Here is a 21,569-nt window from a genome sequence, read left to right as displayed (position 1 = left end):
TGTCATCGCCGACTGCCGGTATTTTGGAGATGCCATGTCCCGAGCCATCCACGTCTTTCGCACTCCCGACCGCTTCGTGGCCGGGACCGTCGGCCAACCCGGGAACCGCACCTTCTACCTGCAGGCGGTGCACGACGAGCGGGTGGTCTCGGTGGTGCTGGAGAAGCAGCAGGTAGCGGTGCTCGCCGAGCGGATCGGTGCACTGTTGTTGGAGGTCAACCGCCGATTCGGTACCCCGGTACCACCGGAGCCCACCGAGATCGAGGACCTCAACCCGCTGGTGACGCCGGTGGACGCCGAGTTCCGGGTCGGAACCATGGGATTGGGCTGGGACTCCGAGGCGCAGACCGTGGTGGTCGAGCTGCTGGCGGTCAGCGACACCGAATTCGACGCGTCGGTGGTGCTCGACGACACCGAGGAGGGCCCGGACGCGGTGCGGGTGTTCCTGACGCCGGAGTCGGCGCGGCAGTTCGCCACCAGGTCGAACCGGGTCATCTCCGCGGGCCGCCCGCCGTGCCCGCTGTGCGACGAGCCGCTGGATCCGGCCGGCCACATCTGCGTCCGCACCAATGGCTATCGGCGGGGTGCATTCGGGCCCGACGATGAGCCCGATGACTCCGACCTCTGACGATAGGGAGGCGCTGCGCTCCGGGGAGCTGGAGATCCTGGGCCGCATCCGCTCGGCGAGCAACGCCACTTTCCTGTGCGAGGCGACGATGGGGGAGCGGCGCACCCACTGCGTGTACAAGCCGATCGCCGGTGAGCAGCCGCTCTGGGACTTCCCGGACGGCACGCTGGCCGGCCGCGAGCTCGTTGCGCACCTGATCTCCGTCGAGCTGGGCTGGAATCTGGTGCCCTACACCATTATTCGCGACGGCCCGGCCGGTCCGGGAATGGTGCAGCTGTGGGTGGACCAACCCGGCGACGGCGGCGACCCGCCGGCCGGGCCCGCGCTGGTCGACCTGGCGCCGGTCGGCGAGATCCCGGCCGGCTACCTGTCGGTGCTGCGGGCCTACGACTACGCCGGCGACCCGGTCGTACTCGTGCACGCCGATGACCCCCGGTTGCGTCGCATGGCGGTGTTCGACGTGGTGATCAACAACGCCGACCGCAAGGGCGGACACATCCTGTGCGGCACCGACGGTGTGGTCTACGGCGTCGACCACGGCGTGACCCTGCACACCCACGACAAGTTGCGCACCGTGCTGTGGGGCTGGGCCGGTATGCCGCTGGACGACCCGGCCGAGTTGCAGGCGCTGGCCCGCTTGGCCGCCGCGCTGGACGGCCCGCTGGCCACCGCCCTGGAGCCACATCTGACGTCGGCCGAGATCGCGGCCCTGCGGCAGCGCGTCGAGGACCTGCTGGAGCATCCGGTGATGCCCGGCCCGAACAGTCATCGCCCGATACCCTGGCCGGCGTTCTGACGACGCACCGCACACTCGCGGCGGGGCCCGCCGGCCGGGTCGGGGATACTTCCTGACGTGACGCTGACCGACGCGGCGCTGGCCGCCGAATTGGCCGTCGAGGCCGGGAAGCTGTTGCTCAAGGTCCGCGACGAGGTGGGGTTCGGCCACCCGTGGCGCCTCGGCGACGCCGGGGATGCGCTCGCCAACCGTTTGATCCTCAGCCGGCTGCGGGAGGTACGCCCCGACGACGCGGTGCTCAGCGAGGAATCGCCCGACGATCTGGCCCGGTTGCAGGCCGACCGGGTCTGGATCATCGACCCGCTCGACGGCACCCGGGAGTTCACCACCCCCGGACGTGATGACTGGGCGGTGCATATCGCGCTGTGGCAGCGGGACGGTTCGGGGCTGGGCGCCATCACCGACGCGGCGGTGTCGCTGCCGGCCTATGACAACAGGAGCAACGTCGTCTTCGCCACCGACACGGTCACCGCGAACGCCTCGCCGGCCGGGGTCCCGAACCCGATACGGGTGGCGGTCAGCGCAACCCGGATGCCCGCGGTGGTGCGCATCATCCGGGAGGTGCTGCCGGTCGAACCGGTGCTGATGGGTTCGGCGGGCGCCAAGGCGATGGCGGTGGTGCGCGGCGACGTGGACGCCTACCTGCACGCCGGCGGCCAATGGGAGTGGGATTCGGCCGCCCCGGCCGGTGTGGTGCGGGCGGCCGGGCTGCACGCCTCTCGGCTCGACGGGTCGCCGCTGCTCTACAACCGCCCCGACCCCTACCTGCCCGACCTGCTGATGTGCCGGCCCGAGGTGGCGCCGACGCTACTCGACGCCATGCGGCGCACACTGCTGTAGCTAGTGGGCCTTACAGTCGAGGGCATGCAATCGTGGTCCGCGCCGGCCGTTCCGGCCCTGCCCGGGCACGGCCCGGCGCTGCGTCTGTATGACACCGCCGACCGCCAGGTCCGCCCCGTGTCGCCGGGCCCGACGGCCACCATGTACGTCTGCGGCATCACCCCTTATGACGCCACCCATCTGGGTCACGCCGCCACCTATCTGGTCTTCGATCTGATTCACCGGCTCTGGCTCGACGCCGGCCACCGGGTGGACTACGTGCAGAACGTCACCGACGTCGATGACCCGCTGCTCGAACGCGCCGACCGCGACGGTGTGGACTGGCAGCGCCTGGCGGCCGGCCAGGTCGAGCTGTTCGCGGCGGACATGACCGCGCTGCGGGTGCTGCCGCCCCAGCACTACGTGGCTGCCAGCGAGGCGATCGACGAGGTCGTCGAGGTGGTCGAGAAGATGCTGGCCTCCGGATCGGCCTATGTCGTCGACGGCGAACACCCGGACATCTATTTCCGCGCCGACGCCACCGACCAGTTCGGCTACGAATCGGGTCTTGACCGCGCCACCATGCTGGAACTGTTCGGCGAGCGCGGCGGAGATCCGGATCGGGCCGGCAAGACCGATCCGCTCGACGCGCTGCTGTGGCGCGCCGCCCGGCCGGACGAACCCAGCTGGCCCGCACCGTTCGGCGCCGGACGGCCCGGCTGGCACGTCGAGTGCGCCGCGATCGCGTTGAGCCGGATCGGCAGCGGAATCGACATCCAGGGCGGCGGGTCCGACCTGATCTTCCCGCACCACGAGTTCTCCGCCGCGCACGCCGAATCGCTCACCGGGGAGCGGCGCTTCGCCCGGCACTACGTGCACGCCGGGATGATCGGCTGGGATGGGCACAAGATGTCCAAGAGCCGCGGCAACCTGGTGCTGGTGTCCAAGCTGCGTGCCCAGGGCGTGGAGCCGGCGGCGATCAGGCTGGGTCTGCTGGCCGGCCACTACCGCAGCGACCGGTTCTGGGACGACGCGATCCTCCAGGAGGCCCAAGCGCGGCTGGCCCGCTGGCGCGCCGCGACCACCCTGCCGGCCGGCCCGGCCGCCGACGACGTGATCGCCAGGCTGCGCCGCTACCTCGCCGACGACCTGGACACGGTGAAGGCGCTTGCCGCGCTGGACGCTTGGGCGACCGACGCGCTGGAGTACGGCGGCCACGACACCGCCACCCCGGGGCTGGTGGCCACCGCCGTCGACGCCCTGTTGGGTGTGGCGCTCTGACCCACCTGCGCCGGGAGTAGTTTGGCCGCATGGTTGCGATTCACTCCCAAGTCATCTTCATCACCGGCGGTGCGCACGGTATCGGCGCCGATACGGCCCGCCGGCTGCACGCCCAGGGCGCCAAACTGGTGCTGACCGACCTGGACCAGGCTCAGCTCACGGCGTTCGCCGACGAACTCGGCGGTGACCGGGTGCTGACCGTGGCCGCCGATGTCCGCGACCTGGACGCTATGCAGGCCGCCGCCGATGCGGCCGTCGAGCGGTTCGGACGGATCGACACTGTGGTCGCCAACGCTGGTATCGCCAGCTACGGCTCGCTGCTGGCCGTCGATCCCGAGGCGTTCCGACGGGTGATCGATGTCAACCTGGTGGGGGTGTTCAACACGGTGCGGGCCACGTTGCCGGCCATCGTCGAGCGCCGCGGCTATGTGCTGATCGTGTCGTCACTGGCGGCGTTCGCCGCCGCGCCGGGCATGATCCCCTACGACGCATCCAAGGCCGGTGTCGAGCACCTGGCCAACGCGTTGCGCCTGGAGGTCGCCCACCTCGGGGTGACCGTCGGCTCGGCGCACATGTCCTGGATCGACACCGCGCTGGTGCGCGACACCAAGTCCGACCTGTCGACCTTCGGTGAGTTGCTGGCCAAGCTGCCCTGGCCGCTGAACAAGACCACGTCGGTGGCCGAATGCGTCGACGCGTTCGTCGACGGGATCGAGAACCGTCGCACCCGGGTGTACTGCCCCCGCTGGGTGGGCCTGTTCCGCTGGCTCAAGCCGCTGCTGTCCAGCGGGGTCGCGGAGGGCCAGATCGGCAAGGTGGCCGCCGAAATGCTGCCGCGGATGGACGCCGAGGTCGCCGCGCTGGGCCGTTCCACCAGCGCCTACAACGAGGCCATCGAAAAGTAAGCGGAAATAGCCGAAAAACAGGCGCGACGGAGGTCAGCGCCGGCGGCGCCGCAGGTAGCGCTCGAACTCCGCGGCCAGCGCGTCGCCGTCGATCTTGTTGAGCGCATCGGTCATGTCGACCTCGGCATCGCCGCGCTCCTCCAGCGACGTGACGTAGTCGGCGATCTCCTCGTCCTCGCTGGCCATTTCGGTGACCGCCAGCTCCCACTCCTCGGCTTGCGCCGGCAGATCGCCCAGCGGCACCTCGATGTCCAGGGCGTCCTCGACGCGGCGCAGCAGTGCGACCGTCGCCTTGGGGTTGGGCGGCTGCGAGACATAGTGCGGCACCGCCGCCCAGAACGTCACCGCCGGAATCCCGGCCGCCACGCACGCGTCCTGAAACACCCCGGTGATCCCGGTCGGACCCTCGTAGCGGGTCTCGGTCAGACCGAATCGGGTAGCCGACTCCGGCGAGTACGCCGCCCCCGAAACCGGCACCGGCCGGGTGTGCGGGGTGTCGGCCAGCAGCGCGCCCAGGATCACCACGGTGTCGACGTCGAGTTGCTCGATGACCGCCAGCAGCTGGGCGCAGAACGTCCGCCAGCGCATGTTGGGCTCGACGCCGTGCATCAGCACGATGTCGCGGTCGCTGCCCGGTGGCCGGCAGTGCGAGACCCGCATCGTCGGCCACACCAGTTCACGGGTGACACCGTCGAGCTGCCGGATCACCGGCCGATTCACCTGGTAGTCGTAGTACGCCTCGTCGTCGATGTCGACGATCAGCCGGGCGTCCCAGATGTCGTGCAGGTGCTGCACCGCGTCGCTGGCGGCGTCGCCGGCGTCATTCCAGCCCTCGAAAGCGGCCACCACGATGGTGTCGTGCAGGTCGGGAAGCGCGGTGCCGTCATCCGGTCGGGTCACACCGCCAGGGTAAGGCCTGTGCGGAGATCACGGGCCCTACCGGAGCGGCTGAGTCGGCTCGTTCGTCGGGGGATTCGTCCCCATGCCGGGTGAGCAAGTAGACTTTTCGGCGTCGAGAGGCGTTGCAACGGTTCGCCGGTTCCCGCCGGTGGCCGCCACGCTCGACGGAGTTAAGGACGCCTTCCGTCATGGAAGGGACCCGCGTGACTAACTTTGAGCCCAACATCCAGCCTGACTGCACCGAGGAGCTGACGGCTGCGCTGCGACGGCGGATCGTGGTGATCGACGGCGCGATGGGCACGGCGATCCAGCGCGACCGGCCGGATGAGGCCGGTTACCGCGGCGAGCGGTTCAGCGAGTGGCCCACCCCGCTGCAGGGCAACAACGACCTGCTCACCTTGACGCAACCGGAGATCATCGAGGGCATCCACCGCGAGTATCTCGAGGCGGGCGCCGACATCTTGGAGACCAACACCTTCAACGCGAACGCGATCTCGCTGTCGGACTACGACATGGCGGACCTCAGCTATGAGCTGAACTATGCGGGCGCCGCCCTGGCCCGCAAGGCCGCAGACGAATACAGCACCGGCGACAAGCCCCGCTACGTGGCCGGCACCATCGGGCCGACGACGCGGACCGCGTCGATCTCGCCGGACGTCAACGACCCCGGCGCCCGCAACGTCTCCTACGACCAGTTGGTCGCTGCCTACCTCGAAGCCGCCAATGGCCTGGTCGACGGTGGCGCCGACATCATCCTCATCGAGACGATCTTCGACTCGCTCAACGCCAAGGCAGCGGTGTTCGCCGTCGAGACGTTGTTCGAGGAACGTGGACGCCGCTGGCCGGTCATCATCTCCGGCACCATCACCGATGCGTCCGGGCGCACCTTGTCGGGTCAGGTCACCGAGGCGTTCTGGAACTCGATCCGGCACGCGAGGCCCATCGCGGTGGGCCTCAACTGCGCCCTGGGCGCGCCGGAGATGCGGCCCTACATCGCCGAGATGGCGCGGATCGCCGACACCCACGTGTCCTGCTATCCCAACGCCGGCCTGCCCAACGCCTTCGGCGAGTACGACGAGGACCCGGAGCGTCAGGCCAGCTACATCGCCGAGTTCGCCGAGGCCGGCCTGGTCAACCTGGTCGGAGGTTGCTGCGGAACGGCGCCCGAGCATATCGCCGAGATCGCCAAGGTCGTCGAGGGCAAGCCGCCACGTGAGCTGCCGACCATCGAGGTGGCCACCCGGCTCGCGGGCCTGGAACCGCTCAACATCACCGACGACTCGCTGTTCGTCAACATCGGCGAGCGCACCAACATCACCGGTTCGGCCCGGTTCCGCAACCTGATCAAGGCCGAGGACTACGACACCGCGCTGTCGGTCGCGCTGCAACAGGTCGAGGTCGGTGCGCAGGTCATCGACATCAACATGGACGAGGGCATGATCGACGGCGTCGCCGCGATGGACCGGTTCACCAAACTGATCGCCAGCGAACCGGATATCAGCCGCGTCCCGGTGATGATCGACTCCTCCAAGTGGGAGGTCATCGAGGCGGGCCTGAAGAACGTGCAGGGCAAGCCGATCGTCAACTCGATCTCCATGAAGGAGGGCGAGGAGAAGTTCATCCGCGAGGCACGGCTGTGCCGCAAATACGGCGCCGCCGTCGTCGTGATGGCCTTCGACGAGCAGGGGCAGGCCGACAACCTGGAGCGCCGCAAGGAGATCTGCGGGCGCGCCTACCGGGTGCTGACCGAGCAGGTCGGCTTCCCGGCCGAGGACATCATCTTCGACCCGAACTGCTTCGCGTTGGCGACCGGCATCGAGGAGCACGCCACCTACGGGATCGACTTCATCGAGGCCTGCGCCTGGATCAAGGAGAACCTGCCCGGGGTGCACATCTCCGGCGGCATCTCGAACGTGTCGTTCTCGTTCCGGGGCAACAACCCGGTCCGCGAGGCCATCCATGCGGTGTTCCTGTACCACGCGATCAAGGCCGGCCTGGACATGGGCATCGTGAACGCCGGAGCGCTGGTGCCCTACGACTCGATCGACTCCGAGCTGCGGGAGCGCATCGAGGACGTCGTGCTGAACCGTCGCCCGGATGCGGCCGAGCGGCTGCTGGAGATCGCCGAACGGTTCAACTCCTCCGGGGAAGGAACCCGCGACGCGGATCTTGCGGAGTGGCGCAACCTCCCGGCCCGCGAGCGGATCACGCACGCCCTGGTCAAGGGTATCGACGCCCACGTCGACGAGGACACCGAGGAGCTGCGGGCCGAGATCGCCGCCGCCGGCGGCCGGCCGATCGAGGTCATCGAGGGCCCGCTGATGGACGGCATGAACGTCGTCGGCGACCTCTTCGGCGCCGGCAAGATGTTCCTGCCCCAGGTCGTGAAGTCGGCCCGGGTGATGAAGAAGGCCGTGGCCTACCTGCTGCCCTACATCGAGGCCGAGAAACAGCCCGGCGAAGACGACCACACCAACGGCACCATCGTGATGGCGACGGTCAAGGGCGACGTCCACGACATCGGCAAGAACATCGTCGGGGTCGTGCTGCAGTGCAACAACTACACCGTCGTCGACCTCGGGGTGATGGTGCCCGCCGAGAAGATCCTGACCGCGGCCCGGGAGTACGACGCCGACATGATCGGCCTCTCCGGCCTGATCACCCCGTCACTGGAGGAGATGGCCGGCTTCGCCGCCGAGATGGAACGCGAAGGCCTGGAGATCCCGCTGTTGATCGGCGGCGCGACCACCTCGAGCGCCCACACGGCCGTCAAGATCGCGCCGCGTCGTAGCGCTCCGGTCATCTGGGTCAAGGACGCGTCGCGCTCGGTTCCGGTGGTTGCGGCGCTGCTCGACGACAAGCAACGCCCGGCGCTGTTGGAATCGACCGCGGCCGACTACGCGTCGCTGCGGGAACGGCACGCCCAGAAGAACGAGCGGCCGATGGTGCCGCTGGAGAAGGCCCGCGCCAACCGGACTCCCATCGAGTGGGACGGCTACACGCCGCCGGTGCCCGTTATAGGGACCGGAGTGTGGGAATTTCTTGATTACGACCTCGCCGAGTTGCGCGAGTACATCGACTGGCAGCCGTTCTTCAACGCCTGGGAGATGAAGGGCCGCTTTCCCGACATCCTCAACAACCCGGCTTCCGGCGAGGCCGCGCGCAAGCTGTACAACGAGGCCCAGCAGATGCTCGACACCGCGATCGAGGAGAAGTGGCTGACGGCCAACGCGGTGATCGGGTTCTTCCCGGCCAACGCGGTCGGTGACGACGTCGAGGTCTACACCGACGACACCCGTACCGAGGTGTTGACCATGTTCTACAACTTGCGCCAGCAGGGCGCGCACCGGCCGGGTATCCCGAACCGGTCGCTGGGCGACTACATCGCCCCCAAAGAAACGGGTCTGGCCGACTACATCGGCGCCTTCGCCGTCACCGCGGGGCTGGGCAGCGGCGAGAAGATCGCGGAGTTCAAGGAGGCGCTCGACGACTACAGCGCGATCCTGCTGGAGTCGGTCGCCGACCGGCTGGCGGAGGCGTTCGCCGAACGGATGCACCAGCGGGTTCGCAAGGAGTTCTGGGGATTCCAGCCGGACGAGGCCTTGGACAATGACGCCCTGATCGCCGAGAAGTATCAGGGGATCCGCCCTGCCCCGGGCTACCCGGCCTGCCCGGAGCACACCGAGAAGGCGACGATCTGGAAGTTGATGGACGTCCAGGAGCGGACCCGCATCGAGCTGACCGACTCGATGGCGATGTGGCCCGGTGCCGCCGTCAGCGGCCTGTATTTCTCGCACCCGCAGTCGCAGTATTTCGTGATCGGCCGGTTGGCCCAGGACCAGGTCGCCGACTACGCGAAGCGCAAGGGCTGGACGCTGGCCGAAGCCGAGCGCTGGCTCGGCTCCAACCTCGGCTATAACCCGGAGGACTGAGTCCTGAGGTGGTGCCCTGATGGGTGAGTTGCGCGCGGTGCTGTGCGACATGGACGGCACCCTGGTCGATTCCGAGAAGCTTTGGGATGTCGCGATGGATGCGCTCTACGACCGCCTCGGCGGGGTGCTGACGCCGCAGGTGCGGGCGGCCACGGTCGGTGGCAGCGCGGCCGACAATATCCGCATCGTCTACGACGACCTGGGCCTGACACCCGACCCGGCGGCGATGGCCGACTCGGCGGCCTGGATGCACGACTACACCGCCGGGTTGTTCGATGCGGCCCTGCCCTGGTGCGACGGCGCCCAGGAGTTGCTGGAGGGACTCGCGGCGGCGGCCCTGCCCATGGCGCTGGTCACCAACACCCCGCGGCTGCTGGCCGAGCGGGCGCTGAACACCATCGGCCGGCACTATTTCGACGCGGTGGTCTGCGGTGACGAGGTGGGCCGGGGCAAGCCGGCGCCGGATCCCTACCTGCGGGCCGTCGAGTTGCTGGAGCTGGATCCGCGCGAGTGTCTGGCCGTGGAGGACTCGCCGACCGGCGCCGCCTCGGCCGAACTGGCCGGTTGTGCGGTGCTGGTGGTGCCCAACGCGATACCGGTGCCGCCCGGTGCGATGCGTCACCAGGTGGGGTCGCTGGCCGGGCTCGGGCTGACGGACCTGCACGAGATCTACACCCGGCTCTCTTCCTCCCGCGAGCGGGCGCGTCTGCCCGCCGACACGCCGTAACGGCTGTACCGTTGTGCACGCTCGCCCGGGCACCGGAACCACCACGGGCGAAACTGCCGTGACTGCCCAGGACGGGGCATGAAACAATCCCTGCTCGTGAAGACCTTCGAGGAGCTGTTCGCCGAGCTCGGTGACCGCGCCGCCACCCGACCGGCCGGCAGCGCCACCGTGGCCGCGCTGGACGCCGGGGTGCACACCATCGGCAAGAAGATTCTGGAGGAGGCCGGCGAGGTGTGGCTGGCCGCCGAGCACGAGTCCGATGACGCGCTGGCCGGCGAGATCAGTCAGCTGCTGTATTGGACCCAGGTGCTGATGATCTCGCGCGGGCTGACGTTGTCCGACGTGTACCGGAAGTTGTGATCATGTTGCGTGTCGCGGTTCCCAACAAGGGAGCGCTCAGTGAGTCCGCCGCGGCGATGCTGGCGGAGGCCGGCTACCGCAGCCGCGCCGACGCCAAGGACCTGACGGTCCTGGATCCGTCGAACAAGGTGGAGTTCTTCTTCCTGCGGCCCAAGGACATCGCCATCTACGTCGGGTCGGGGGAGCTGGACCTGGGGGTCACCGGCCGGGACCTGGCCCTGGAATCCACTGCGCCGGTGCGCGAACGGCTGGCGTTGGGATTCGGCTCGTCGCGGTTCCGCTACGCCGCCCCGGCCGGGCGGGACTGGACCGTGGCGGATCTGGCCGGAAAGCGGATCGCCACCGCTTATCCCAATCTCGTTCGGAAAGACCTGGCGGCCAAGGGAATCGAGGCGACCGTCATCCGTCTGGACGGCGCGGTGGAGATCTCGATACAGCTCGGGGTGGCCGACGCGATCGCCGACGTGGTCGGGTCGGGCCGCACCTTGCGCCAGCACGACCTGGTGGCTTTCGGTGAGACACTGTGCGATTCGGAGGCGGTGCTCATCGAGGCCGCCAAGCCGAACGGCCGCAGTGAACAGACGGCCGCAGCCCGCGATCAGCTGGCGGGCCGGGTGCGCGGCGTGGTCTTCGGTCAGCAGTACCTGATGCTGGACTACAACTGTCCGCGGGCGGCTCTTGAGCAGGCTGCCGCGATCACCCCCGGCCTGGAGTCACCGACCATCGCTCCGCTGGCCGAGCCGGACTGGATCGCGGTCCGCGCGCTGGTGCCGCGCCGCCAGGTCAACACGATCATGGACGAACTGGCCGCCATCGGGGCCAAGGCCATCCTCGCCTCGGACATCAGGTTCTGCCGATTTTGATCAGTGCAGGTCGGGGAGTTGTTGACGTGTTAGCGTCCGGGAGAACCTAGGAGGCTCTCGTGACGCATTTCCTTGTGCTGCTCCTCGCGCTGTTGATCGGTGTCGTCGCCGGACTGCGTGCGCTGACCGCGCCGGCCGTGATGGCCTGGGCGGCCGCACTGCACTGGATCAACCTGGACGGCACCTGGGCTCAGTGGTTGAGCCACCCGGCGACCGTCACCATCCTGACGGTGCTGGCGGTTGGTGAACTCGTCACCGATCAATTGCCCAAGACACCGAACCGCACCGTGCCGCTGCAGTTCACCGCTCGGATCGTGTTGGGCGGGTTCGCCGGTGCAGTGCTCGGCACAGCCTGGAACTACACCTGGACGGCACTGGGCGCGGGCATGATCGGCGCGGTGATCGGCACGTTGGTCGGTTTTGCCGTGCGGCAGCGCCTGGTCGCCGTCAGTGGCGGGCGCGACCTGCCGATCGCGCTGCTGGAAGACAGTGTCGCGGTGCTGGGTGGCATCGCGATCGCGGCCTACACCGCGGTGCTGTGAGCTGAGACGTTCAGCGCCACTGCACCACCGAGCGGCCGTTCACGCCGCGCCGTCCATCGGCCAGCCGGGATAGGCCGGTGGGGTCCCGCCGAACGCCGGACACAACGCGCGGTGCGCGCACCTATCGCAGAACCGCGACGGGTTCGGCCGGAAATCACCGGTGGCACCGGCAGTTTGGATGGCACGCCAGATCGCGATCAGGGTCTTCTCGAAGCGCAGCAGCCCCGCGTGATCGGGTGAGTAGTCCAGCAACTGGCCGTCGGCCAGGTAGATCAGCCGCAGCTGTGCCGGAAGCACCCCGCGTGACCGCAGCAGCGCCACCGCATAGAACTTCATCTGGAACAGCGCCTTCGACTGGGCCGACGCGCTGCCCGACGAGGGCATGCGCCGACAACCCGCGCCTTCCACCCTGCGTAGGGTGAACGGCTGTGTCCGAATCCGGGATCTTCCAAGCAGGCGACCGGGCCCAGTTCACCGACGCCAAAGGTCGCCGCTACACCACGGTGCTGGTCCCCGGCGGTGACTTCCACACCCATCGGGGCGCCATCCCGCACGACGAGGTGATCGGGCTGCCGGACGGCAGCGTGGTCAAGTCCGCCAATGGTGACCCGTTCCTGGTGCTGCGGCCGCTGCTGGTCGACTATGTGATGTCGATGCCGCGCGGGGCGCAGGTGATCTATCCCAAGGATTCCGCACAGATCATTCACGAGGGCGACATCTTCCCCGGCGCCCGGGTGCTGGAGGCCGGTGCCGGTTCGGGCGCGCTGACGCTGTCGTTGCTGCGAGCCGTCGGGCCGCAGGGCCGGGTGGTCTCCTACGAATTGCGCGATGACCACGCCGAGCACGCCCGCCGCAATGTCGAGACCTTCGTCGGGCAGCTGCCCGACAACTGGCGGCTGGTGATGGGCGATGTCGCCGACTGCGACCTGCCCGACGGGTCGATCGACCGGGTGGTGCTGGACATGCTGGCGCCGTGGGACGTGCTCGACGTCGTGTCGCGGGTGCTGATTCCCGGCGGGGTGCTGGTGATCTATGTGGCCACCGTCACTCAGCTCTCCCAGGTGAACGAGGCGCTGCGCGAGCAGCAGTGCTGGACCGAGCCGCGATCATGGGAGACCATGCAGCGCGGCTGGAACGTCGTCGGGCTGGCGGTGCGCCCACAACATGCGATGCGCGGCCACACCGCCTTCCTGGTCTGCGCCCGCAGGCTGGCGCCCGGCACGGTCACCCCGACCCGGCTGGGACGCAAACGCCCGGTGTGAGCAGACGGGTCCGGTCGGATTTACGGCCCCCAGAGGCGCGGATTCATGGCATGCGCCGACGGTGCCTGCAGTTCCACGGCGCCATCCGCACCGGTCGTGTAGGGGAAGATCAGCCCTACCGCGGCGCCCTCACGGTGCTCGACACTGATCTCGATCCCGTCGCGGTGCGGATCGGTCAACGTGACGTTCAAGGCGACGAGGGCGGCCCGCAGACTGTCCTTGAGCGCGGTCACGGCCCGCCAATGCGCCGCCAGTTGTTCGACGACGGCCAACTTCGCTGACGTCGGGTAGTCGGGTGCGATCACCTGGCGTTCGCCGTCGACGGACACCGCCAGCGCGAAAGGCAGGAACTCGCCGCGGGCCGCGATGGTCTCCAGCGCGAGGTTGACCGCGGCGTCGGTGAGTCCGTCAAGGTCCGCCTGCGCCTGTTCGGACACGGTGTCGCGCCAGCTCGCCATCCGCTGATCGCCTCCTCGTCAGATCGGTCTCAACGGTAGCCGGTCACCATCCGGATACCGGTCGTATCGCTGACCACCGGTCCAACTGAGCGCCGGCCCGCGACGGATCGCCGCGGCACTGTCGGCTCGGCATCCTCATATGAAAACTGAATCGGCCTGCGGCACAATCTCAGTCGTCGCTGCGGCTCAACCCCCGCCGCACCGACAGCAGCTCGATCTCCGGGCGCGCGGCCACCAGCCGCTCGGCCGCATCGAGGACTTCGACCACATGTCGGCGCTCCCCGGAAACCGCGGCCAGGCCGATGCCGCTGCGCCGGTGCAGATCTACCGAATCCGTCTCGGCCGCTGACACATTGAACTTACGGCGCAACTCCGCGACGATCGGGCGCACCACCGAGCGCTTCTGCTTGAGCGAGTGCACGTCACCGAGCAGCAGGTCGAACTCCAACCAGCCGACCCACATGGCTACGGCGTCGGCGTGGGAGGCGCTGTGGAGCCGGCATGTGCCTTGCCGAACGCCAGCAACGTCTTGGCGGTCTCCTGCGACAGTTGCCAGCCGCCGTCGCGCGGCGTGAACTCCATCGGGAACGCAAACCCACCGGCGTCGGGGTTGGCGGTATTGACGGTGACGTCGGCGGTCACGTTGCCCGGGTGGCGATCCGACCAGGTGATGCCGGCGGCATCGAGGGTCAGCGGCAGGTACCCGCCGTCTTTGAGCGCGGTGGCGAACTTGTCGATGGTCGCGGCGTCGGTGGGCTTGGCGCTCTCGATCAGGCTGACCTTCTCGGCGCCGGGAATCTCCGGATCGGACAACCGGTAGAGCACATCCGTGAGCGCCTCGGGCGCCGGCAGCGGCGACGACGGCGGCTCTGCCGCCACCGTTGTCGTGGCCGTCACCGGGACCTCGGCCGGCGGCTCAGCCGGTTGCGGGTGGCCGGCGCAGCCCGACAGCGCCAGCACCGCCGCCAGGGCGGTGCTGACGGTGCTCAAGGCGATGCGCTGCCGGGACATCCGCGATCAGTTCGACGTCAGTTGGACGAAGTCATCTGCGACAGCGTCATCAGCGACGTCTTGGACAGCTTCCAGCCGCCCTGGTCGACGAACATCAGGTTGACCGAACGCGGCTCCAGCTGCGGTCCGGAGGCGGTGACATCCGCGGTGGCCGCGCCGGGGCCGGCCGGGGCGATATTGGCCACGCTGATCGACAGCGGGAACTTGCCGTTGGCGACGCCCTTGGCCATCTTGCGGTCCATCACGCTGCTCTCGACCGGGCCGAGGCCGCCCTCGATGAGGTGGGACTTGCCGGCGGCGGGGATGCCGGGGTCGGCCAGGGTGTTCAGCACGTCGGTCAGCTGCTCCGGCGCCGGGATGGCGGCCGGCGGCTCGAGCGGCAGGGGCGCGCCCCAAACCGTCAACTGCACCTGCGGGGTCACGGTTGCAACCGAGGTCACACCTGCTGCGGCTGCCCCCACGAGCGCGGCGGCTGCGATGCCTGTGGCTAGGTATTTCACGGTCACAAAGGTCCTTTCGACGGCTTGAATCGTCACCCAGGCTAACAGCGTTTGTCGGTGTGTCGGATTGCCACAGCGCACGCGAATGCACAATGGCCGGTAGCGTTGAGGTATCCGTCGCTTCAACTTCCAGTTCGGGAAAGGAGCGCAACATGGACAACATGGGAGACTCGGCGCGTTCTGGGGCCTTCGACGCTTCCAGTGGGTCCGGCACGCCCGGCGACGACCTGGCCGAGCTGGAGGAGCTGCGCCGCGAGGCCGCTGTGCTGCGCGAACAACTCGACAACGCCCCGCAGGACACCGCCCGCGTCGGGCGTGACGTCCGTCAGCTCGAAGCGCACATCGACTCGCTGACCGCGCGCAACTCCAAGCTGATGGACACCCTCAAGGACGCACGTCAGCAGTTGCTGGCGCTGCGTGAGGAAGTCGACCGGCTTGGCCAGCCCCCCAGCGGTTATGGCGTGCTGCTGGCCACCCACGAGGACGAGACCGTCGACGTGTTCACCTCGGGGCGCCGGATGCGGCTGAACATCTCGCCCAATATCGAGGTCGTGACCCTCAAGAAGGGCCAGACGGTACGGCTCAACGAGGCGCTGACGGTGGTCGAAGCCACAACATTCGAGGCGGTCGGGGAGATCTCGACGCTGCGGGAGGTGCTGGCCGACGGCCACCGGGCGCTGGTGGTGGGCCACGCCGACGAGGAGCGCATCGTGTGGCTGGCCGAGCCGCTGGTCGCGGCGGATCTGCCCGAACGCAACCCGGACTCCGACTCGGACGACCGGCGGCCCCGCAAGCTGCGCCCCGGCGACTCCCTGCTGGTCGACACCAAGGCCGGCTACGCCTTCGAGCGCATCCCCAAGGCCGAGGTGGAAGATCTGGTGCTCGAGGAGGTGCCCGACGTCAGCTACGGCGACATCGGGGGCCTGGGCCGCCAGATCGAGCAGATCCGCGACGCCGTGGAGCTGCCCTTCCTGCACAAGGAGCTCTACCGCGAGTACGCGCTGCGCCCGCCCAAGGGTGTGCTGCTCTACGGCCCGCCCGGCTGCGGTAAGACGCTGATCGCCAAGGCGGTGGCCAACTCGCTGGCCAAGAAGATGGCCGAGGTCCGCGGCGACGACGCCCACGAGGCCAAGTCGTACTTCCTCAACATCAAGGGCCCGGAGCTGCTCAACAAGTTCGTCGGCGAGACCGAACGCCACATCCGGCTGATCTTCCAGCGGGCCCGGGAGAAGGCGTCCGAGGGCACTCCCGTGATCGTGTTCTTCGATGAGATGGACTCGATCTTCCGCACCCGTGGCACCGGTGTCTCCTCGGACGTGGAGACCACGGTGGTTCCCCAGCTGCTCAGTGAGATCGACGGCGTGGAGGGGCTGGAGAACGTCATCGTGATCGGCGCCTCCAACCGCGAGGACATGATCGACCCGGCGATCCTGCGGCCCGGCCGGCTCGACGTCAAGATCAAGATCGAGCGTCCCGACGCCGAAGCTGCCCAGGACATCTTCTCCAAGTACCTCACCGTGGGGTTGCCGGTGCACGCCGACGACCTGGCCGAGTTCGGTGGCGACCGTGCCGCGTGCATCAAGGCGATGATCGAGAAGGTCGTCGACCGGATGTACGCCGAGATCGACGACAACCGGTTCCTGGAGGTCACCTACGCCAACGGTGACAAGGAAGTCATGTACTTCAAGGACTTCAACTCCGGGGCGATGATCCAGAACGTCGTCGACCGGGCGAAGAAGAACGCCATCAAGTCGGTGCTCGAGACCGGTCAGCCCGGTCTGCGCATCCAGCACCTGCTGGATTCGATCGTCGACGAGTTCGCCGAGAACGAGGACCTGCCCAACACCACCAACCCCGATGACTGGGCACGGATCTCGGGCAAGAAGGGGGAGCGGATCGTCTACATCCGCACCCTGGTCACCGGCAAGTCGTCGAGCGCCAGCCGGGCGATCGACACCGAGTCCAACCTCGGTCAGTACCTGTAGCAGTCCCCGTTTGCGCGCCGAGCGTGCGCGTCCCCGGTCGATACGCCGACAGAATCACCGGGAGTACGCACGCTCGCGTCAGGTACAAACCAGCCGGCGCCCCTGACTAGTTCGATGTGGCGACCTCGGCTGCGACATTGGTTGCGCCGATGGCCGCATACGAGCCGGTGAGGGCGACCATGCCCAGCGACGCGCGCAGCGGCAGGTCGCCGCGCACCAGGTGGCTGAGCCCGTTGACGGTGTCGATAGTGTCCACCGCCAGCGAGAGTCGCTTCCAGCGGTAGCGTTCCCGGGCGCCACTGGTGAGGTATCCCAGACCCATCGCGAACGCTCGGGCGCCGTAGATGCGGGTCAGGTAGGTCAGTTCGGGCGACGGGGTCACGCCGAGTGCCCGGGCGAATTGCCGCGGCGCGGCCAGCGATACCGCAGCGAGGATCACCCGGCCGAGCGCCATCACCTGCAGCGGCCCGGGCCGGCGCGCAGCGACGGAAAGGTTCTGGCCGGTAGCGGTCTGGGTTGTTGCCATCCGAGCCTCCTCAGGCCTTGTCCATTACTGACTGACCGTCAGTCATGCTACCGTATCGGTGGATTTCCGGCGCTGTCAAACGTGCGATCCGCGCACTGCGACGCCCGGGGAAGGGAGCGGCGCGGTGGCGCAGCAGGGGTCCCGGCGGCGGACGACGCTGCCGGCGGCGCAGCGCGAAAGTCAGTTGTTGGAGGTGGCGCGCGGCCTGCTGTTGGCCGACGGGCCGACCGAGCTGACGGTGGACAAGATCACTGCCGCCGCCCAGGTCGCCAAGGGAACGTTCTACCTGTACTTCGATTCCAAAGACCACCTGCTGGCGCGGCTGTGGGCCGACTACCTCGATTCCTTCCTTCACACCGTGCAAGACCAACTCGCCGCACCGATGGCCCCGGAACCGGGTTGGCCGGCAGCGCTCGATGCGCTGATCGAGCAGATGATCCGCTACGACATGGCCAATGCCGCCCTGCACCGGGCGGTGTTCTCCCAAGCATCCGGCGACGGGCTGCGCCAATTGCGCCAGGCCGATGCAAAAGTCGTCACGCTGCTCGCCGACACCGTTGCCGCGGCGGTGGCCGCCGGAGCCGCGACCGTGACCGATCCGCCCACCACCGCCGCGCTGTTGTATTACGCCGTCGATGGCCTGCTGAACGCCGCCTACCTGGTGCAGGCCGAACCGGATGCGGACACCGTCATCGCTGCGGCCAAGGAGATGGTCCACCGCACCCTGCGGACCGCCCACGACTAGATTCGCCCAGCATTCGTGGTTGTGACGCCGGCACGCCCGTTATGGCTGTACAACTGTGCACGGCAGAGCCCGGCCATGGCTACCCTCGACTCGATGCGGTTACGGTTTTTCCCGTTCGACGACGAGGCGGCCTCCTCGGCCGTCCGGGACACGCTGCTTGACGACGTCGTCCTGGGCGAGCACCTCACCGACCGCAAACTGGCCAAAGCCGCACGTAAGGCGGCGATGCGCCGCCGCAGCTGGATGGCGGATCGCCGGTGAACCGCTCGTCGGACCTCATGGTGGTCGCCGCGCTCAAAGAATGGGCGTGTACGTCATGTTCGGGCACCGGCCATCTGCTGATCATGGAAGATGCGGGTCCACTGTGCCTGCCCTGCTCAGACCTGGGCCATCTCGAATTTCTGCCGTCGGGTGATGCAGCGATGACCCGACGCGCGAAGAAGGCCAGTCGGCTCTCGGCGGTGGTAGTCCGCTGGAGCCGATCGCGAAAGCGCTATGAACGCCAAGGCATCCTCGTTGAACCGTGGGCGATCGAGCGCGCCGAACAGGAGTGCCTTTCCGACGCCGAGGTGCGCGAACGGCGCCGAGCGCGCGACGCTATCCGCCGTGGCGACGAAGACGAGCGTTTCGCCGCCGAATTCGCTGACGCCATTCGTAGTCAGTTCCCGGGATGTCCCGCCGACCGGGCCGGCGCGATCGCACGTCATGCGGCGACGCGCGGCAGCGGTCGGGTGGGGCGAAGCGCCGCGGGTCGAGCGTTCGACCCGCAGGCAGTTCGGCTGGCGGTTGCGGCCTCGGTCCGCCACACTGACACCGACTACGACGTGCTGCTGATGGCAGGTGTGGGTCGGGAAGCAGCTCGACTCCGGGTACACGACCATGTCGAGGACGTGCTTGCCAACTGGCGCTCGCGCCACCTGCGTTAGCCCTTCGTACCCCTCGCCTAGGCTCTAGGCATGCAACGGATCATCGGTACCGAAGTCGAATACGGCATCGCTTCGCCGTCGGATCCGACCGCGAACCCGATCCTGACCTCGACTCAGGCGGTGCTGGCCTACGCCGCTGCCGCCGGAATCCCGCGCGCCAAGCGCACCCGCTGGGACTACGAGGTGGAGTCACCGCTGCGCGACGCCCGCGGATTCGACCTGAGCCGATCGAGCGGCCCGCCGCCGATCATCGACGCCGACGAGGTCGGCGCGGCCAACATGATTCTGACCAACGGGGCGCGGCTCTACGTCGACCACGCCCACCCCGAGTACTCCGCACCCGAGGTGACCGACCCGCTGGACGCGGTGATCTGGGACAAGGCCGGCGAGCGGGTGATGGAGGCCGCCGCTCGCCACGTGGCCAGCGTGCCGGGTGCGGCCAAACTGCAGCTGTACAAGAACAACATCGACAACAAGGGCGCCTCCTACGGCACCCACGAGAACTACCTGATGAGCCGGCAGACGCCGTTCTCGGCGATCATCGCGGGGCTGACCCCGTTTTTCGTGTCGCGGCAGGTGGTCACCGGCTCCGGCCGCGTCGGTCTGGGCCCGGCCGGCGACGAACCGGGCTTCCAGCTCTCGCAGCGCGCCGACTACATCGAGGTCGAGGTGGGGCTGGAGACGACGCTGAAACGCGGCATCATCAACACCCGCGACGAACCGCACGCCGACGCCGACAAGTATCGCCGCCTGCACGTGATCATCGGCGACGCCAACCTCGCCGAGACATCGACGTATCTGAAGCTGGGGACGACCGCGCTGGTGCTCGATCTCATCGAGGAGGGGCCCGAGCACGGGATTGACCTGAGCGATCTCGCGCTGGCCCGCCCGGTGCGCGCCGTACACGTGATCAGCCGCGACCCGACGCTGCGGGCGACCGTCGCGCTGGCCGACGGGCGGGAGATGACCGGCCTTGCGCTGCAACGGATCTACCTCGACCGGGCGGCGAAGCTCGTCGATGCGCGCGATCCGGACGCGCGAGCCACCGACATCATCGAGACCTGGGCCCGGGTCCTCGACCAGCTGGAACGCGACCCGATGGAGTGCGCGGACCTGCTGGACTGGCCGGCCAAGCTGCGGCTGCTGGAGGGTTTCCGGCAGCGGGAGAATCTGAGCTGGTCGGCGCCGCGGTTGCACCTGATCGATCTGCAGTACTCCGATGTCCGCCTCGACAAGGGCCTCTACAACCGGCTGGTGGCCCGCGGGTCGATGAAGCGGCTGATCACCGAGCAGCAGGTGCTCGACGCGGTCGACAATCCGCCGACCGACACCCGCGCCTACTTCCGCGGCGAGTGCCTGCGCCGGTTCGGCGCCGACATCGCCGCCGCCAGCTGGGACTCGGTGATCTTCGACCTGGGCGGGGAATCGCTGGTCCGGATTCCGACCCTGGAGCCGCTGCGCGGCAGCAAAGCCCACGTCGGGGCGCTGCTGGACTCGGTGGACAGCGCGGCTGAACTGGTCGAACAACTCACTACGTAGACGTTCGTGAAATCGGCGACGGCGTCGTAGCTTTCACCGTCCGCCGCGGGGTCGTCAGCGGACACGGATCTCTACGCTGTGACCACCCGAGCGCGCCAGTCGCCGGTCACGGGTCAGCACAGCGCATTCCAACGCCTCGGCGAGCGCCACATAAGCCGCGTCGTAGGCCGTCAGATTGTCGCGCAGCGTGAACGCCCGCAGCCGAAGTTCCGCGCTACCGGGCCACCGCCGGATGGCCAGCGCATCGAAGTCGGCCAGGGCGTCGTGCGCCCGTGCCGCGCTGAGCTGCCCGCCGCGGGTCAGGCCACGCAACGCGGAGACGACTTCGAAGTCCAACAACGCCGGGGCATGTAGTTCCTCGTCGGCGAGTTCACTGCGCAGTTCGTCGGTGCCGTCGACGCCGGTGAGCGCGTCGACGAGCGCTGCGGCATCGACGACGATCATCTGCGGGGGCCGGCCAATTGCGCATCCCGCTCGATTCGGTCGGCGTCGACTACATCGATCGCCGACCCGCTGGCATGCTCGGCGCGTTGCGCGGCGCGCTGCAGGACTTCGGCGACTGTGGGGCGGTTCACTTCCCGGCTGATCAGGTCGAGCAGGTAGGCGTTCAGTGACTGGCCCTGTATGGCCGCCCGCGCCTTGAGTTCCCGACGAACCGCGTCGGGAACATTGCGGATCTGAAGTAGCGAACTCATGCATACAGTCTATATCAATAACCATACATTCTCTATTCATTGACGACGTTTCGCCGGGGTCGTTCCCCACACTTGTGCGGAGTCGTTCGACACGCAATACACCCGGGGCAACACCGGCACGGACCGGTAGGGTGGAGAAACCGGCCTGCACGTCATGCGTGGGTCGATG

At 68.3% G+C, this 21,569-nt stretch carries 23 protein-coding genes and 2 pseudogenes; 16 read left to right on the top strand and 9 right to left on the bottom strand.

What is annotated here, in order from left to right:
* The first annotated feature begins 34 nt into the window (after positions 1-34).
* From G6N19_RS00480 to G6N19_RS00460, 5 genes are read left to right on the top strand one after another with little or no spacing between them, the layout of a single operon-like run.
* Entirely contained in the window at positions 35-628 is a 594-nt protein-coding gene (locus G6N19_RS00480) for a DUF3090 domain-containing protein (protein ID WP_013828705.1), read from the top strand.
* Positions 612-1,424 (top strand): SCO1664 family protein, encoded by an 813-nt coding sequence (locus tag G6N19_RS00475; RefSeq protein WP_193465558.1) that lies wholly within the window; start codon positions 612-614, stop codon positions 1,422-1,424. The genes G6N19_RS00480 and G6N19_RS00475 overlap by 17 nt, the downstream gene beginning before the upstream one ends.
* A 57-nt stretch (positions 1,425-1,481) precedes the next feature.
* Positions 1,482-2,264, top strand: a complete 783-nt coding sequence (locus G6N19_RS00470) for a 3'(2'),5'-bisphosphate nucleotidase CysQ (RefSeq protein ID WP_109559505.1) — start codon at positions 1,482-1,484, stop codon at positions 2,262-2,264.
* A gap of 24 nt (positions 2,265-2,288) precedes the next feature.
* Positions 2,289-3,524 (top strand): cysteine--1-D-myo-inosityl 2-amino-2-deoxy-alpha-D-glucopyranoside ligase, encoded by a 1,236-nt coding sequence (gene mshC / locus G6N19_RS00465; protein WP_013828708.1) that lies wholly within the window; start codon positions 2,289-2,291, stop codon positions 3,522-3,524.
* Positions 3,525-3,553: 29 nt separating this feature from the next.
* Positions 3,554-4,429 (top strand): SDR family oxidoreductase, encoded by an 876-nt coding sequence (locus tag G6N19_RS00460; protein ID WP_013828709.1) that lies wholly within the window; start codon positions 3,554-3,556, stop codon positions 4,427-4,429.
* 33 nt (positions 4,430-4,462) lie between these two features.
* Here G6N19_RS00460 and G6N19_RS00455 read toward each other — a convergent pair whose 3' ends face one another.
* Positions 4,463-5,329: a PAC2 family protein gene (locus tag G6N19_RS00455; RefSeq protein ID WP_193465557.1), complete on the bottom strand. Its 867-nt coding sequence runs from the start codon at positions 5,327-5,329 to the stop codon at positions 4,463-4,465.
* 203 nt (positions 5,330-5,532) lie between these two features.
* Here G6N19_RS00455 and metH point away from each other — a divergent pair, with 203 nt between their 5' ends.
* The 5 genes from metH (at position 5,533) to G6N19_RS00430 (ending at position 11,753) form a co-directional block, all read left to right on the top strand.
* A complete protein-coding gene (metH, locus tag G6N19_RS00450) occupies positions 5,533-9,261 on the top strand; it encodes a methionine synthase (RefSeq protein WP_232062464.1) in 3,729 nt (1,242 codons plus the stop codon).
* Between the two features lie 19 nt (positions 9,262-9,280).
* Positions 9,281-9,988, top strand: a complete 708-nt coding sequence (locus G6N19_RS00445; RefSeq protein ID WP_013828712.1) for an HAD family hydrolase — start codon at positions 9,281-9,283, stop codon at positions 9,986-9,988.
* A gap of 78 nt (positions 9,989-10,066) precedes the next feature.
* A complete protein-coding gene (locus G6N19_RS00440) occupies positions 10,067-10,348 on the top strand; it encodes a phosphoribosyl-ATP diphosphatase (RefSeq protein ID WP_041317750.1) in 282 nt (93 codons plus the stop codon).
* Between the two features lie 2 nt (positions 10,349-10,350).
* Positions 10,351-11,211, top strand: a complete 861-nt coding sequence (gene hisG / locus G6N19_RS00435) for an ATP phosphoribosyltransferase (RefSeq protein ID WP_013828714.1) — start codon at positions 10,351-10,353, stop codon at positions 11,209-11,211.
* 59 nt (positions 11,212-11,270) lie between these two features.
* Complete coding sequence (locus tag G6N19_RS00430; protein ID WP_013828715.1) at positions 11,271-11,753, top strand: DUF4126 family protein; 483 nt, start codon at positions 11,271-11,273, stop codon at positions 11,751-11,753.
* A 39-nt stretch (positions 11,754-11,792) separates the two neighbouring features.
* Here G6N19_RS00430 and G6N19_RS00425 read toward each other — a convergent pair.
* Positions 11,793-12,113 (bottom strand): annotated as a pseudogene (locus G6N19_RS00425) (PD-(D/E)XK nuclease family protein); the annotation flags it as partial.
* Between the two features lie 68 nt (positions 12,114-12,181).
* Between G6N19_RS00425 and G6N19_RS00420 the strand changes: the two are divergent.
* Positions 12,182-13,015 (top strand): tRNA (adenine-N1)-methyltransferase, encoded by an 834-nt coding sequence (locus G6N19_RS00420; RefSeq protein WP_013828717.1) that lies wholly within the window; start codon positions 12,182-12,184, stop codon positions 13,013-13,015.
* Positions 13,016-13,035: 20 nt separating this feature from the next.
* Here the strand turns inward: G6N19_RS00420 and G6N19_RS00415 are convergent, their stop codons facing one another.
* The 4 genes from G6N19_RS00415 to G6N19_RS00400 form a co-directional block, all read right to left on the bottom strand.
* A complete protein-coding gene (locus tag G6N19_RS00415; protein WP_193465555.1) occupies positions 13,036-13,473 on the bottom strand; it encodes a hypothetical protein in 438 nt (145 codons plus the stop codon).
* Between the two features lie 169 nt (positions 13,474-13,642).
* Positions 13,643-13,936: a DUF503 domain-containing protein gene (locus G6N19_RS00410; RefSeq protein ID WP_013828719.1), complete on the bottom strand. Its 294-nt coding sequence runs from the start codon at positions 13,934-13,936 to the stop codon at positions 13,643-13,645.
* A gap of 2 nt (positions 13,937-13,938) precedes the next feature.
* Positions 13,939-14,484 carry a hypothetical protein gene (locus G6N19_RS00405; RefSeq protein WP_013828720.1) on the bottom strand — a complete coding sequence of 182 codons (546 nt, stop codon included), beginning with the start codon at positions 14,482-14,484 and terminating at the stop codon, positions 13,939-13,941.
* A gap of 17 nt (positions 14,485-14,501) precedes the next feature.
* Positions 14,502-14,990 (bottom strand): hypothetical protein, encoded by a 489-nt coding sequence (locus tag G6N19_RS00400; RefSeq protein WP_041317756.1) that lies wholly within the window; start codon positions 14,988-14,990, stop codon positions 14,502-14,504.
* Positions 14,991-15,145: 155 nt separating this feature from the next.
* Between G6N19_RS00400 and arc the strand changes: the two genes are divergently transcribed.
* The gene (gene arc / locus G6N19_RS00395) at positions 15,146-16,969 is read left to right on the top strand and encodes a proteasome ATPase (protein ID WP_083038229.1); all 1,824 of its coding nucleotides are present in this window, start codon (positions 15,146-15,148) and stop codon (positions 16,967-16,969) included.
* Positions 16,970-17,075: 106 nt separating this feature from the next.
* Here arc and G6N19_RS00390 read toward each other — a convergent pair whose 3' ends face one another.
* Positions 17,076-17,495 carry a hypothetical protein gene (locus G6N19_RS00390; RefSeq protein ID WP_193465554.1) on the bottom strand — a complete coding sequence of 140 codons (420 nt, stop codon included), beginning with the start codon at positions 17,493-17,495 and terminating at the stop codon, positions 17,076-17,078.
* 124 nt (positions 17,496-17,619) lie between these two features.
* On the opposite strand from G6N19_RS00390, the gene G6N19_RS00385 reads away from it, so the two are divergent.
* The 4 genes and pseudogenes from G6N19_RS00385 (at position 17,620) to dop (ending at position 20,705) form a co-directional block, all read left to right on the top strand.
* The gene (locus tag G6N19_RS00385; protein WP_193465553.1) at positions 17,620-18,240 is read left to right on the top strand and encodes a TetR/AcrR family transcriptional regulator; all 621 of its coding nucleotides are present in this window, start codon (positions 17,620-17,622) and stop codon (positions 18,238-18,240) included.
* A 93-nt stretch (positions 18,241-18,333) separates the two neighbouring features.
* Positions 18,334-18,501 (top strand): hypothetical protein, encoded by a 168-nt coding sequence (locus G6N19_RS00380; RefSeq protein WP_158019458.1) that lies wholly within the window; start codon positions 18,334-18,336, stop codon positions 18,499-18,501.
* Positions 18,501-19,166, top strand: a pseudogene (locus G6N19_RS00375) (DUF2293 domain-containing protein); the annotation flags it as partial. The gene G6N19_RS00380 and the pseudogene G6N19_RS00375, both read left to right, overlap by 1 nt.
* Positions 19,167-19,196: 30 nt before the next feature.
* Positions 19,197-20,705: a depupylase/deamidase Dop gene (dop, locus tag G6N19_RS00370; RefSeq protein ID WP_013828727.1), complete on the top strand. Its 1,509-nt coding sequence runs from the start codon at positions 19,197-19,199 to the stop codon at positions 20,703-20,705.
* A 54-nt stretch (positions 20,706-20,759) separates the two neighbouring features.
* Here dop and G6N19_RS00365 read toward each other — a convergent pair whose 3' ends face one another.
* Both G6N19_RS00365 and G6N19_RS00360 read right to left on the bottom strand, forming a co-directional pair.
* Positions 20,760-21,149, bottom strand: a complete 390-nt coding sequence (locus G6N19_RS00365; protein ID WP_013828728.1) for a type II toxin-antitoxin system VapC family toxin — start codon at positions 21,147-21,149, stop codon at positions 20,760-20,762.
* The gene (locus G6N19_RS00360) at positions 21,146-21,400 is read right to left on the bottom strand and encodes a FitA-like ribbon-helix-helix domain-containing protein (protein ID WP_013828729.1); all 255 of its coding nucleotides are present in this window, start codon (positions 21,398-21,400) and stop codon (positions 21,146-21,148) included. Before G6N19_RS00360 ends, G6N19_RS00365 begins: the two co-directional genes overlap by 4 nt.
* Between the last annotated feature and the right edge of the window lie 169 nt (positions 21,401-21,569).

The sequence above is a fragment of the Mycobacterium novum genome, assembly GCF_010726505.1.
GTDB classification, from domain to species: domain Bacteria; phylum Actinomycetota; class Actinomycetes; order Mycobacteriales; family Mycobacteriaceae; genus Mycobacterium; species Mycobacterium algericum.
Note: the sequence above shows the minus strand (reverse complement) of the source record. Positions and strands in the feature narration are given on the sequence as shown.

Coding starts and splice junctions, on each gene's coding strand:
- G6N19_RS00480 (WP_013828705.1), top strand. CDS start 35: ATGTCCCGAGCCATCCACGTCTTTCGCACTCCCGACCGCTTCGTGGCC.
- G6N19_RS00475 (WP_193465558.1), top strand. CDS start 612: ATGACTCCGACCTCTGACGATAGGGAGGCGCTGCGCTCCGGGGAGCTG.
- mshC (WP_013828708.1), top strand. CDS start 2,289: ATGCAATCGTGGTCCGCGCCGGCCGTTCCGGCCCTGCCCGGGCACGGC.
- G6N19_RS00460 (WP_013828709.1), top strand. CDS start 3,554: ATGGTTGCGATTCACTCCCAAGTCATCTTCATCACCGGCGGTGCGCAC.
- G6N19_RS00445 (WP_013828712.1), top strand. CDS start 9,281: ATGGGTGAGTTGCGCGCGGTGCTGTGCGACATGGACGGCACCCTGGTC.
- G6N19_RS00440 (WP_041317750.1), top strand. CDS start 10,067: ATGAAACAATCCCTGCTCGTGAAGACCTTCGAGGAGCTGTTCGCCGAG.
- hisG (WP_013828714.1), top strand. CDS start 10,351: ATGTTGCGTGTCGCGGTTCCCAACAAGGGAGCGCTCAGTGAGTCCGCC.
- G6N19_RS00415 (WP_193465555.1), bottom strand. CDS start 13,473: ATGGCGAGCTGGCGCGACACCGTGTCCGAACAGGCGCAGGCGGACCTT.
- G6N19_RS00410 (WP_013828719.1), bottom strand. CDS start 13,936: ATGTGGGTCGGCTGGTTGGAGTTCGACCTGCTGCTCGGTGACGTGCAC.
- G6N19_RS00405 (WP_013828720.1), bottom strand. CDS start 14,484: ATGTCCCGGCAGCGCATCGCCTTGAGCACCGTCAGCACCGCCCTGGCG.
- arc (WP_083038229.1), top strand. CDS start 15,146: ATGGGAGACTCGGCGCGTTCTGGGGCCTTCGACGCTTCCAGTGGGTCC.
- G6N19_RS00390 (WP_193465554.1), bottom strand. CDS start 17,495: ATGGCAACAACCCAGACCGCTACCGGCCAGAACCTTTCCGTCGCTGCG.
- G6N19_RS00380 (WP_158019458.1), top strand. CDS start 18,334: ATGCGGTTACGGTTTTTCCCGTTCGACGACGAGGCGGCCTCCTCGGCC.
- dop (WP_013828727.1), top strand. CDS start 19,197: ATGCAACGGATCATCGGTACCGAAGTCGAATACGGCATCGCTTCGCCG.
- G6N19_RS00365 (WP_013828728.1), bottom strand. CDS start 21,149: ATGATCGTCGTCGATGCCGCAGCGCTCGTCGACGCGCTCACCGGCGTC.
- G6N19_RS00360 (WP_013828729.1), bottom strand. CDS start 21,400: ATGAGTTCGCTACTTCAGATCCGCAATGTTCCCGACGCGGTTCGTCGG.